The organism is Petrimonas sp. (assembly GCF_963921705.1).
GTDB classification, from domain to species: Bacteria; Bacteroidota; Bacteroidia; order Bacteroidales; family Dysgonomonadaceae; genus Petrimonas; species Petrimonas sulfuriphila.
Map to the genome: position 1 here is coordinate 543,015 of NZ_OY997410.1, position 12,486 is coordinate 555,500.

General features: G+C 45.7%; 14 protein-coding genes and 1 tRNA gene. 11 read left to right on the plus strand and 4 right to left on the minus strand.

Going from position 1 to position 12,486, the window contains the following annotated elements; translation table 11 throughout:
• The first annotated feature begins 5 nt into the window (after positions 1-5).
• Positions 6-1,208: a hypothetical protein gene (locus AACM02_RS02330; RefSeq protein ID WP_339115947.1), complete on the plus strand. Its 1,203-nt coding sequence runs from the start codon at positions 6-8 to the stop codon at positions 1,206-1,208.
• On the opposite strand, the gene AACM02_RS02335 is transcribed toward AACM02_RS02330, so the two are convergent.
• Complete coding sequence (locus tag AACM02_RS02335; RefSeq protein WP_339115948.1) at positions 1,162-2,535, minus strand: dipeptidase; 1,374 nt, start codon at positions 2,533-2,535, stop codon at positions 1,162-1,164. The genes AACM02_RS02330 and AACM02_RS02335 overlap by 47 nt on opposite strands.
• 117 nt (positions 2,536-2,652) lie before the next feature.
• Between AACM02_RS02335 and AACM02_RS02340 the strand changes: the two genes are divergently transcribed.
• From AACM02_RS02340 to AACM02_RS02370, 7 genes are all read left to right on the plus strand, one after another.
• A complete protein-coding gene (locus AACM02_RS02340; RefSeq protein WP_339115949.1) occupies positions 2,653-4,710 on the plus strand; it encodes a hypothetical protein in 2,058 nt (685 codons plus the stop codon).
• Positions 4,711-4,782: 72 nt separating this feature from the next.
• Positions 4,783-5,208: a copper resistance protein NlpE gene (locus tag AACM02_RS02345; RefSeq protein WP_286853873.1), complete on the plus strand. Its 426-nt coding sequence runs from the start codon at positions 4,783-4,785 to the stop codon at positions 5,206-5,208.
• Between the two features lie 37 nt (positions 5,209-5,245).
• Positions 5,246-5,332, plus strand: a tRNA-Ser gene (locus AACM02_RS02350).
• Between the two features lie 90 nt (positions 5,333-5,422).
• A complete protein-coding gene (gene umuD / locus AACM02_RS02355) occupies positions 5,423-5,860 on the plus strand; it encodes a LexA family transcriptional regulator (RefSeq protein ID WP_214062328.1) in 438 nt (145 codons plus the stop codon).
• Complete coding sequence (locus AACM02_RS02360; protein ID WP_339115950.1) at positions 5,821-7,116, plus strand: Y-family DNA polymerase; 1,296 nt, start codon at positions 5,821-5,823, stop codon at positions 7,114-7,116. Before umuD ends, AACM02_RS02360 begins: the two co-directional genes overlap by 40 nt.
• Positions 7,117-7,256: 140 nt before the next feature.
• On the plus strand, positions 7,257-7,574 hold the full coding sequence (locus tag AACM02_RS02365) for a copper resistance protein NlpE N-terminal domain-containing protein (RefSeq protein WP_339115951.1): 318 nt from the start codon (positions 7,257-7,259) through the stop codon (positions 7,572-7,574).
• Positions 7,571-7,978 carry a hypothetical protein gene (locus tag AACM02_RS02370; RefSeq protein WP_339115952.1) on the plus strand — a complete coding sequence of 136 codons (408 nt, stop codon included), beginning with the start codon at positions 7,571-7,573 and terminating at the stop codon, positions 7,976-7,978. The genes AACM02_RS02365 and AACM02_RS02370 overlap by 4 nt, the downstream gene beginning before the upstream one ends.
• 9 nt (positions 7,979-7,987) lie before the next feature.
• Here the strand turns inward: AACM02_RS02370 and mnmD are convergent, their stop codons facing one another.
• Positions 7,988-8,656 (minus strand): tRNA (5-methylaminomethyl-2-thiouridine)(34)-methyltransferase MnmD, encoded by a 669-nt coding sequence (mnmD, locus tag AACM02_RS02375; protein ID WP_339115953.1) that lies wholly within the window; start codon positions 8,654-8,656, stop codon positions 7,988-7,990.
• A 110-nt stretch (positions 8,657-8,766) separates the two neighbouring features.
• On the opposite strand from mnmD, the gene AACM02_RS02380 reads away from it, so the two are divergent.
• The 3 genes from AACM02_RS02380 to AACM02_RS02390 are packed head-to-tail and all read left to right on the plus strand — an operon-like array spanning position 8,767 to position 10,925.
• Positions 8,767-9,657 carry a metal ABC transporter solute-binding protein, Zn/Mn family gene (locus AACM02_RS02380; RefSeq protein ID WP_339115954.1) on the plus strand — a complete coding sequence of 297 codons (891 nt, stop codon included), beginning with the start codon at positions 8,767-8,769 and terminating at the stop codon, positions 9,655-9,657.
• Positions 9,654-10,436: a metal ABC transporter ATP-binding protein gene (locus AACM02_RS02385; protein ID WP_339115955.1), complete on the plus strand. Its 783-nt coding sequence runs from the start codon at positions 9,654-9,656 to the stop codon at positions 10,434-10,436. Before AACM02_RS02380 ends, AACM02_RS02385 begins: the two co-directional genes overlap by 4 nt.
• Positions 10,437-10,439: 3 nt before the next feature.
• Complete coding sequence (locus AACM02_RS02390) at positions 10,440-10,925, plus strand: DUF456 domain-containing protein (RefSeq protein ID WP_214062935.1); 486 nt, start codon at positions 10,440-10,442, stop codon at positions 10,923-10,925.
• 13 nt (positions 10,926-10,938) lie between these two features.
• On the opposite strand, the gene AACM02_RS02395 is transcribed toward AACM02_RS02390, so the two are convergent.
• Positions 10,939-11,937: an aspartate-semialdehyde dehydrogenase gene (locus tag AACM02_RS02395; protein WP_339115956.1), complete on the minus strand. Its 999-nt coding sequence runs from the start codon at positions 11,935-11,937 to the stop codon at positions 10,939-10,941.
• Between the two features lie 127 nt (positions 11,938-12,064).
• Complete coding sequence (locus tag AACM02_RS02400; RefSeq protein ID WP_214025782.1) at positions 12,065-12,385, minus strand: T9SS type A sorting domain-containing protein; 321 nt, start codon at positions 12,383-12,385, stop codon at positions 12,065-12,067.
• Positions 12,386-12,486 lie beyond the last annotated feature (101 nt).

Here is a 12,486-nt window from a genome sequence, read left to right on the forward strand (position 1 = left end):
AGCGTATGCATCTCTTCAATCCCGAGAACGATCTGGCCCTGGCGAACTTCGGTATTAACTACACGCCTCCGGCATCTGCAGTGAAAATTGCGGACGATCTGGCCATTTTGCCGATGTGGTATGCTCCGGAAGGTGCTAAGGTGATTGCCGCCACTGCTCAAAACGAACAGTTCCTTTCCCGATTGAAAGAGTTTTTCGCTCTCGAGGTTTCCCTCATCCCTTTTTCGGGCATTTCCCTTTTTCCGAAAGAGAAAATTATCCCGTGGGGATGGAACCCCGCATTGAGAAAAAAGTTGCTGGACGCCGGTGCAATGGAAGAGAGCCTGCCTTCGATGGAGGAGTTAAAACAGCTTCGAAGCGACTCGGGCAGGAAGAACGCCATACATATTCTGAACGAACTCAGGGCGGAGAATAACGCGTTTTGTGGAGAATCCTATTTTTTCTCCGCTGTTGATGATGTTTTGCACTTTTTACATTCGCGAAACGGGGATCACGTATTGAAAATGCCCAATTCCGGCAGCGGCAAGGGATTAAGCTGGATCAAAGGGAAAATAACCGACAAACAAGCCGATTGGTGCCGGCGGGTAATTCACGAACAGGGAGGCCTTATTGCGGAGCCTGTTCTGAACAAGATTCGAGATTTTGCCATGGAATTCTGCCTTTCCGATAACAAAGCTGAATTTATCGGGTACTCCCTGTTCCAATCCACATCTTCAGGTGCCTACATGGGCAACTTCCTGATGCCACAAACCGATATTGAAGAAAGGTTGGGTGAATACACCGGTCCGGAGTTGCTGCCGCAACTCCGGAAATCTCTTGCCGAAAAACTCTGCCGCCAGTACCCATCCCATTCCGGTTGTCTGGGAGTGGACATGATGGTTTGCAAAACCAACAGAGGGTATCAAATCCAACCTTGCGTTGAGATTAACCTTCGAATGAATATGGGGATTGTCGCCTACATTCTCTACGACCGTTTTGTAAAACCCGGGTCTACCGGAAAATTTACGGTCGATTTTTTCAAAAAAACGGGCGGAGCGTTAACCTTCCAACAGAAAATGTCAACAGATTTTCCTCTCATCGTTGAAAACGGGAAAATTATTTCGGGATTTTTAGCTTTAACACCGGTTTCCGAACAAACACAATATCTGGCTTATGTGTTTGTTACCTCCCCATCTCTTCTGCAAAATACCGGTAAAACAGCGGAATAGTACGGATTCCGTTGTAAAACTGTTCCAAAGGGTAATTTTCATTGGGTGAGTGAATGGCATCAGATCCTAACCCAAAACCCATTAGCACCGACTTAATACCGAGGATCTCTTCAAAAGTGGCGATAATCGGAATACTTCCTCCCGAACGGACAGGAATCGGAGTTTTTCCGTATACCTCCGTGTAAGCCTTTGCGGCGGCTTTGTATGCCGGCAAATCAATAGGGCAGACATACGACGGCCCTCCGTGCAGGTATTCCACTTTTACCTTTACCGATTTCGGAGCAATGCTTTCAAAAAACTTCACAAACAATTTGGCTATTTTGTTGTGGTCCTGGTTGGGCACCAGCCGGGTACTGATTTTAGCATATGCCCTGGAGGGAAGCACTGTTTTGGCGCCTTCACCCGTGTAGCCGCCCCAGATACCGCATACGTCGAAAGTAGGCCGGATGCCGGTGCGTTCATTGGTGGTGTACCCTTTCTCGCCGAAAACTTCCTTCACGTCAAGCGATTTTTTGTATTCCTCAAGCGAAAACGGAGCTTTCGCCATCATGTTCCGTTCCTTTCGGGAAACCTCTACAACATCGTCGTAAAATCCGGGAATCAAAATACGTCCGTTATCGTCCGTAACCTGTGCAATCATTTTGGCCAGCACATTGATGGGATTGGCTACTGCACCGCCAAAGAGGCCCGAATGAAGATCTTTGTCCGGGCCGGTAACTTCCACCTGCCAGTATGCCAATCCGCGCAACCCGGTGGTAATGGAAGGAACATCCGGGGCTATCATTGAGGTATCTGAGACCAGAATAACATCGGCCTGCAGCATTTTTTTGTGTTTTTTGCAAAACTTGGGCAAACTGGGCGACCCAACCTCTTCCTCACCTTCAATCAGGAATTTCACGTTACAATTCAATTTTTCCGACTTCACGAGGTATTCAAACGCTTTGGCGTGCATAAATCCCTGGCCTTTATCGTCATCGGCGCCACGCGCCCAGATCTTCCCCTCTTTCACCACCGGTTCAAAGGGGTCGGTTTTCCATAAGCCGACCGGATCAACCGGCATAACGTCCATATGAGCGTAAACCATTACGGTGGGTGCCTTGGGGTCGATTATCTTCTCGCCATATGTCACCGGATTTCCATCGGTTTCATATACCTCCGCCTTATCGGCACCGGCAGCGAGCAGAATTTCTTTCCATTTTTCGGCGGCGCGGTACATGTCCGGTTTGTGCTCGGGAAGTGATGAGATGGATGGGATTCGGATCAGTTCGAAGAGCTCGTCTAAAAATCGTTGCTTGTGGGTTTCCACGTAGTTGTTAATCTCCTGCATAATTAATTTAGTTTTAGGGTTTGGGCGTAAAACTACAAAAAAAATTGCATCCAGAAGCGGATGAAACGCTTTTTAATTACCTTTGCAACATAATGTTAAAGTTTAAACATGAAAAAGATGAAGCCACTACTATCCGTTTCACTACTGTTGGCATTACTTGTTTCTTGTAATACCCACCCATCAAAAAAAGAGAATGATATGTCAGAAAGCCGTTTTATTGCAGAAGCGCAGCGCAACGAAGTAATTTCAATGTTGAAGGATTCGTTGGGAGAACCGGCCTATTTCCGTATTGAACGCGGTGTCCGGCAGGTTGCTGACCTTTGGCGGGAACCGGACGGAACGGCAGGAGAATTTGCCGAGTTCTGCAAGCGGAGTTTTGTTGCTGATGAAGCTCGACTCGATCAACTTTTTCATACACTGGAGCGAAACTTTGAAGTATTCGACGGATACTTCCACAAAATCGATGTCCTGTTGAAAGAGCCGCTACAACTGGAAGGTGAAGAAATCACCCCCGTGGACATGATGTTTGGAAGCTACGATGTCACAGCACATCTGAACGATGACCTGTATGCCAATAAAGTTGCCTTTATTACAGCATTGAACTTCCCGTTCTATTCGTTACAGGAGAAGACAGGGCTGGGGGAGAAATGGTCAAGAAAAGAATGGGCTTACGCCCGCATGGGCGACCGTTTCACCGCGCGTGTGCCGGCAGCTGTTCAGCAAAACATATCGAAAACAATTACCGAGGCCGACGCATACATTTCCGACTACAATCTTTTTATGGGAAAACTTCGCAACGATAACGGGGAACAGCTTTTCCCGGATGATATGAAACTGATCTCCCATTGGGGGTTACGCGATGAACTGAAATCGAATTATGCCGACACGGCCAGGGGGCTGGAAAAACAACGCATGATATACACGGTGATGAAACGTATCATCGACCAGACTATTCCTCAGCAAACCATCAACAGCGACAAATTCACGTGGAACCCGGGTACGAACCAACTGTTTGAAAACAATGCCGAGGCATCAGCTTCTCCCGAACCCGATACCCGGTACAAGACTTTCCTCGCGAATTTCCACGCTATGCGCCAGCTCGACACCTATTTTCCGCATTATCCCACTCAACTCTCGCGAGCCTTTGATGCGACCATGGAGATTCCGCAAAAAGACGTGGAAACCCTTTTTAAAGGGTTGCTCTCTTCATCCGAAGTAAAAGAAGTAGCCGCATTTATCGAGTCGCGCTTAGGACGGAAATTGGAGCCGTTCGATATTTGGTACAACGGATTTAAAGCCCGCGGGGGAATACCCGAGGAACAGCTTACAGCCATCACCTCTAAAAAATACCCGAACCCAAAAGCATTGGAGACCGATCTCCCCAATATCCTGGTTAAACTGGGATGGAAGCCAGACAGGGCCCGGGAAATTTCATCACTCATTGTGGTTGACCCGTCACGTGGCGCCGGGCATGCCTGGGGGGCAACGATGCGTAACGACATAGCTCATCTGCGTACAAGAATCGGTGCTGGCGGAATGGATTATAAAGGCTATAATATTGCCGTACACGAGTTCGGTCATACGGTGGAGCAAACCATTACGATGAATGATGTAGACTACTATGTTCTCAACGGTGTACCCAACACAGCATTTACCGAAGCAGTGGCTTTCCTTTTCCAGAAAAGAGACTTGGAACTGCTGGGCCTCAAAAATCCAAATCCTGAAGACGAGCACTACCTGGCTTTGGACAACTTCTGGTCGAGTTACGAGATCATGGGAGTTTCCCTGGTGGATATCCGCGTTTGGGAATGGCTTTACAACCATCCGGATGCCACTCCCGATCAATTGAAAGAAGCGGTTATAACGGCTGCAAGAGATGTGTGGGACACCTATTATGCCGATATTTTGGGAGGGAAGGGAGAGACGCTTCTCGGGATTTACTCGCACATGATCGACTACCCGCTTTATCTACCGAACTATCCGATGGGACACCTCATTGATTTTCAAATCGGCCAACAGGTGCGCGGAAAAAATCTTGCCGACGAAATGGACCGGATGTACACCCAGGGTAGAATCATCCCACAGCTGTGGATGAAGAGCGCTGTTGGCTCCGGCATATCTATTGAGCCGCTTCTGGCATCCACAAAAGCAGCGTTATATGCTTTAAAGAAATAACTTTCAGGGGCCACAACATGCAAATATCCAAAAATATTGTACCTTTGTATCGTTTTTTAAAACCATATTTTAATGATGAAAAAGTTAAGTATTTTATTATTTGCTTTTGTTGCAATTGTCTTCATCAGCTGCAATAACGCAAAACAAAAAAATGCCGAGACTCCCGATATGCATACATCTGAAATGGCTTTAGACTATCTTGGCGTTTACGAAGGCATACTTCCTTGTGCTGATTGTGAGGGCATTAAAACCCAACTGACAATCCACGACGACAACACATTCACTCTCGTCAGCGATTACCTGGGTGAAAAGGAAGCTAAGTTTGAAGATAAAGGCTCCTATTTTATCGAAAGTGGAGAAATTTTAGTTATTCAGGACGAAGACGGAGATCAAAAATATTTTAAACTGCAAGAAGGAAGTCTGGCTCAGTTGAATGCCGATAAAAAAATGATTGAAGGAGAATTGGCTCCTTTTTACGTTCTTACAAAAGTAAGGTAAGACTTGACATAAAGCCAATAGCGAATAGGCTTTAAAAGGAAAGATGCCGGAGTGGTCGATCGGGGCGGTCTCGAAAACCGTTGTACTCTTACGGGTACCAAGGGTTCGAATCCCTTTCTTTCCGCGGAGGTAACACAACAATGATATCCCACGTATTTCCGGAATATGTGGGATTTTTTATTGTCGATTTTCTATTTTCACTTACATTTGCAGTATGAGAAAAGTGTATGCATCGACACAAATAGAAATTTACAAACCGGAGTTTTCGGAAGTGGAAATTTCATTGGGGGGCAGCGTAGCGGCGGGCCCATTCTCGAATGTGGACGATTTTGCAAGCGAACGGATCGATATAAACAAATTGCTTATCCGGCATCCGGAAGCCACATTTTATGCCCGTGTCCGGGGGAATTCCATGCTGGGAGATTTTAACGATGGAGACCTGCTGGTTGTGGACAAGGGAGAGGAATGGTCGCACGGCAGGATTGCCCTGTGTTATCTGGAGGGTGAATTTACCGTGAAACGTATACACCTGGAAAACGGTGTTTGTATGCTTATGCCCTCCAATACAAGTTATAAGCCTATTGTCGTCACATCGGAAAATACACTCATTGTGTGGGGTATTGTCACCTACTCAATCCGCAAACATCCATGATTGCTCTTATCGATTGCAATAATTTTTACGCTTCGTGCGAACGGGTGTTCAATCCTTCCCTTAACGACAAGCCGGTAGTTGTGCTTTCCAACAACGATGGGTGTGTTATCGCACGCAGCAACGAAGCTAAAAAGATAGGCATCGAAATGGGAATTCCGGCCTTTAAAGTACAGGAATTGTTCAGGAGAAATAACGTGGCTGTCTATTCAGCCAACTTTGCCCTATATGGTGATATGAGCCGTAGGGTAATGAGTATTCTATCGGGTTACTCCCCTCTGCAGGAAGTATATTCCGTGGATGAATGCTTTCTCGACCTGGCGGAAACGGCAACCCCGAAAGAGTACGGCCTACGAATGAAGGAGCACGTGGGGAGATGGACAGGAATCCCCATTAGTGTGGGTATTGCCCCCACCAAGGCGTTGGCAAAAGTAGCTAACCGTATTGCCAAAAAGTATCCTTCACAAACGGGAGGATGCTACGTAATGGATACGGAAGAAAAGCGGGTGAAAGCCTTAAGGTGGCTGTCGGTAGAAGATGTGTGGGGCATCGGCAGGCGCAATGCCGTGAAGCTTCAGACGGAAGGAGTGTTCAAGGCCGTCGACTTTGCGGAGATGTCCGAGTCGTGGGTGCGCAGAAACATGACCGTTACAGGAATTAACCTGCAAAGGGAATTAAACGGGATTCGCTGTATTGAGTTTGTGGAAGAAGAGAAAAGCAAGAGTTTTTCCGTCACCCGCACGTTCGAAAAAGAATACGGAACGTGGGACGAGATAAAAGAGCGTGTGGTTACGTTCACAGCAATGGCTGCCGCAAAAATACGCAAACAACAATCGCTGTGCAGCCGGATACAGGTATTTTTACAGACCAATTATTTTAAGGATACGGAGGAAGTGCTTTCAAGGAGCGTTGAAGTGCGATTACCCTTTTCCACATCGTCCACGCTGGAGATAGTGGACTTTGTCGTATCCGGACTAAAAAAAATCTATGAAAAAGATCTCCACTACAAAAGAGCGGGGGTTACACTTTATAATTTCACCGATGAAAAGCACCATCAGCCCGCTCTTTTCCCTGAAATGAATGCCAATCCCCGCCACAAAGGACTGATGAATGCCATAGATGCGATCAATCACTTTTCATCGTCGGGAGGCATAAGGCTGGCTTCACAAGATGCCCGTATGTTTAAAATGCACCAGGAACATCTCTCCGGAAGATATACCACCGATATACGGGATATTTTACAAGTAAGGGGCGAATAGACAGACGATTTTTGCACACACAAAAGTTGTGTATATTTTCCACGTTTTATCCCTCATTTACAATTAATTGAAACAATTAAAGTAATTTTGTCGTTATTAATCTATTAATTAAGATTGTAAGATTATCAACAACAAAAAAGATGAAGGCTATAAAAATCATTGCACTGGCCGCGCTTATCGCATTACTAGCAAGCTGCGGCAACGGACAGCCCGCTGACGAAAACCAAAACGACCTGACTTCAAAAACGGAAAATGAACAGATTGCCAGCCCCTTAACAGATATCTATGGAACCTACCAAGGTGTTATCCCGGCAGCAAACACCGCTGGTATTGCAATCCATCTTACCATTAATTCCGATGAAACTTTTATCCTCACCCGTGAATATCAGGACAAAAAACAAGGTTCTTTCAAGGACCATTTGCCTCACGCTATCAACTCAAAAAGATTTAACCCATGAAAAAGGTTGCTTATTTGCTTCTGGCATTGACTTTTTTGGTCTCATGCGCCAAATCGAAAGAAGACCAGGTATTGAATTACGTTCAGAAAACTATCGGGGAAAAACCGAGTAACGTTGAAGCCAATCTGGGAGATATTCTTTATGAATTTGAATACGTGAATGAAAAAATGATGCTTGACCTGCTCAACGACTTTAGAATCTCGACCAACGGATTGGATAAAATCATGAACAAGAAGCACGAAAACCGAAAAGGAGTGATTGTGAGCGATGCCAGCGGGCGGCAACTCGGCACATCGGAAGTAAATATCTGGGAAACAAGGGATATGACAACTTTACTCGAACTTTTTTCACCCACTGAACAGCAATTCAATCACAAGATAAACGTTCGGGTGATATCCAAATGAGCACGCGGCCTATTTTTTGACTGCCCGCAACATTTCCCTTTTTCCGGGCGGCCCCGGCAGCCTCTCAACAAAGAAACCCGCAGCCTGTAACATTCTCCTCACGGACCCTTTGGCGCAATAAGTGGTCAATATCGCATTTTCGGAAGAAACAGAATATATTTTATCGAAAATTGCCGGTGTCCACATTTCGGGTTGTTTTTCAGGAGCAAAAGCATCGAAAAAGACGACATCAAACTTGTTCTCTGGATGGAAATTAGATGGGTTGCTGAAATCGAGCCGCATTTTCAGCAGCGAAAAATAGAGCGCTACCTGATTCCATTTTCCCCAGCCTGTTTTGTGCAACTCATTAAAAACTTCCTTTCGGGTGGGATCAATCAACTCGGCATAATTTAACTTTTCAGCATCGGTTATTGAAACAGGATAGAGTTCAAGTGAAGTGAAATCTATTTTCCTGCTGTTTTTTTCGGCTTCCAACAAGGTCAGAAATGCATTTAACCCGGTTCCGAAACCGATTTCCAGCACCTTTACTTCGCTTTTCACGCAATGTCGTAATCCGGCATCAATATACACGTGCATCGATTCCTGTATGGCTCCATGCGTGGAATGGTAATGTTCGTTCCGTTCAGGAACAAAAAGGGTGTGCGAACCGTCTTCGGTAATTTCAAATTTGATGTTCATGTCCGTCTTTAACAACAAACAAAAATAGAAAATCTTTGTTTATAACTTTCCTGTTGCGCTATTTATCTTAATTTTGCAACAGATTCTAACAAAACAATCAACCCAACAGGATGAGAAAATATATTTTCACGCTCTTATTTCCATTCTTACTTCTTGCCTGCCATTCCAACCGCGAAAAGGAAGCAAACGTACTCACGGTAACTATTGAGCCGCAGCGGTATTTTCTGGAACAAATCGTGGGCGATAAATTTCAGGTAAACACGCTTGTCCCTCCGGGTTCAAGCCCGGAAACCTATGAACCGTCGCCCTCGGCCATGATAAAGCTGGGAAACAGTCGCGCCTATTTTAAAGTAGGTTTTCTGGGTTACGAAAACGTGTGGACGGGAAAACTTGCCGAAAACAATCCTGACCTGAAAATCGTGGATTGTTCAGTAGGAATTGAACCTGTTTATGGCGGACACGGGCATCACGATCATTCGCACGAGGCCGCAGACCACGGTCATAACCAGACAGATGCTGCTGATCCGCATGTATGGAGCTCTGCCAAGAATGCGGTTCTTTTTTCGCAAAATATGTTGAACGCAGTAGTGGAACTGGACGTTGAAAACGCCGGTCTCTACCGGGCCAACTTCGAAAAACTGACACAAAAGATCGCCGAAACCGATTCCGCGTTAACCCGCTTGCTGAAAGATATTCCTACCCGGAGTTTTATTGTTTACCATCCGGCGTTGGCTTATCTTGCCCGCGACTACAACCTGACGCAGCACAGTATTGAGTTTGAAGGGAAGAACCCGTCACCCGCTCAAATGAAAGAACTGGTGGATCTGGCAAAGGCTGAAAACATCAAGATCGTTTTCGTTCAGCAGGAATTCGATATAAAAAACAGCGAGGTTATTGCCCGGGAAATCGGGGCCACATCACATACCATCAACCCATTGGCTTATGAATGGGACGAAGAATTGATTCGCATTGCCCAACTGTTAGCCAGCCAGGAAAAATGAACCCGATCATTGAAATACATAACCTGAACGCCGGCTACGAAAACAAGCCCGATGTACTGAAAAACGTTTCGCTCACCGTTTTCGAAAATGATTTTCTGGGTATTATCGGGCCTAACGGCGGAGGAAAAACCACCCTGCTGAAAGCTATTTTAGGGTTAATACAACCGTCTTCCGGCAATATCACGTTTCTCGATGCCGGAAAAAAAGTTAGCCACCTTAACATCGGTTACCTGCCACAGATCAACCAGATCGATAAAAAATTCCCCATCAGCGTACACGAAGTTATTCTCTCCGGCTTAACGCTACGGGGGAAGTTTATCAAAAGATACACGGCAGAAGACAAACAAAAGGTAGAACCAATTGCCGTAAAAATGGGCATTGAAAACCTACTGCACAGGGCTATCGGCGAACTTTCGGGCGGACAACTGCAACGCGTGTTGCTGGGGCGAGCCATCATCGACAACCCCAAGCTTATCATTCTCGACGAGCCAAGCTCATATGTCGACAAACTCTTCGAAACTAATTTTTACAAATTGCTCGACGAAATAAATAAAGAGATAGCTATCGTGCTGGTCTCCCACGACGTGGGGACCATTATTTCGCAGGTGAAAAACATCGCCTGCATCAATCAAAACCTTCACTACCATTGTGGAAGCAATATTTCGCAGGAGTGGCTCATGGGGGCTTACGATTCGTGTCCCATCGAAATACTTGGCCACGGTTCCCTGCCGCACCGGGTGCTTTTGCAGCATGACCACGATCACGATGAAAAAGAATAACTCATGTTGCCCGAGCCGTTACTAATCTCCCTGGCCGTAATCTGCGTTATTGTAGGAGCCGTCGGTACGGTTGTACCGGTATTACCGGGTGTTCCGCTTTGTTGGGCAGGATTGCTGGCGCTGAAATTCGTACCTTCGGTAAAAGATAACGTTTCGTGGACCGTAATCGTGCTTCTGGGAATTATCACCATCGGCGTCACTATCCTCGACAATATTTTGCCGCTGTGGGGAACCCGGAAGATGGGCGGAAACAAAAAAGTGGTCTGGGGAGCAACCATCGGTTTACTGATCGGTTTTTTCCTGGGTCCGTGGGGGATTATTTTCGGCCCTTTTGCCGGAGCGCTCGTGAGTGGATTAATCGTCGGGAATAAAATAAAACCCGCCGTAAAACACGCGTCAGGCGCATTTTTCGGCTACATTGCCGGACTCATTATTAAGCTGATCACTGTGGGGTTGATCGTTTTCTTTTTTGTGATGACGTTGGTATAAAACCTTTACTGTTTTACTGTTTCATCAAATACTCTGCAATTTGCACCGCATTTAAGGCGGCACCCTTACAGATTTGATCGGCTGCTGTCCAGAACGTCAATCCGTTGGGGTTAGTAAGGTCTTTTCGAATCCTTCCCACATAGACCGGATCTTGTCCGGCAGCATCCAACGGCATCGGGTATACTTTTTTCTCCGGGCTATCGAGTAATACAACGCCTTCGGCTTTGGCAAACGCTTCACGAGCTTCCTCCACCGACACCGGCCTTTCCGTCTCGATCCAGATAGCTTCCGAATGTGCACGTAATACAGGAACACGTATGCAGGTAGCACTCACTTCGATATTGCTGTGCATTATCTTGCGAGTTTCGTTGAACATCTTCATCTCTTCCTTAGTGTATCCGTTTTCAGTAAACACGTCTACCTGTGGTATCAGGTTGTATGCCAATTGATACGCAAATTTAGAGATCGTCGGATTTTCGTTGTTCACCAGTTGCCTGTGCTGTTCCTGCAACTCGGCCATCGCTGAGGCGCCCGCTCCCGAAGCTGCCTGGTAGGTAGACACGTGTACGCGCTTAATGTGTGAAATATCTTCGATGGCTTTCAACGCCACAACCATCTGAATAGTAGTACAATTAGGATTGGCAATGATGTTTCTGGGACGCTTCAGCGCATCTTCCGCATTCACCTCGGGCACCACTAACGGAACATCGTCGTCCATCCGGAAGGCACTTGAATTGTCTATCATGATGGTTCCGTACCGGGTAATCGTTTCTGCAAATTCCAACGATGTTCCGCCTCCTGCCGAGACAAAAGCAATATCAATCCCTTTAAAATCGTCGTTATGCTTGAGTTCTTTCACGGTAATTTCTTTACCGCGAAAAGTATATGTTGATCCTGCACTTCTGGAAGAACCGAAAAGAAACAATTCATCCACAGGGAAATTTCTTGCATCAAGTACACGAAGCAATTCCTGACCTACCGCTCCGCTTGTTCCAACAATCGCAATTTTCATTTTAGTAACTGTTTTAATGATGATAAATAAATGAAACAACAAAGGTATAAAAAAACTACCATTACACGCAACATCGCCTTCAAAAAGCAAGTGCTTTTATAACTTTATGCGCTAAAATATACTTTTTTCACTTTAATAATATCTTTTTGACTAAATCTCCAATCCGGATGATGTAATACCCCTTAGGAAGGTCGAGTTGGTATTCGTTCGTTCCGGCTTTTATTTTCCGGGTATACACTTTTACACCCATGATGCTGAAAATTTCCAACACTCCATCTTTCGGAAGATTTTCGATGACCAGCCGGTTTTCCGTTACCTTGATTTTTGTTTCAGGGACGACCTCTTCCATAACCTCTTTCCTGTTTTGATCTTGTGCGTAAATTCCGTCAATCCCAAAACCGCATAAAAAAAGCAATATACATAGCGTTGTCCAGTAAAATCTCTTCATACTTAACCCTTTTGAGTGTCGAACCTCCGGGGTTGAAAACCTCACAAACTGTTTTGTGTTCAATACCCTGCAAAAGTAGGAAAAAATTACGTTGTTGTAAC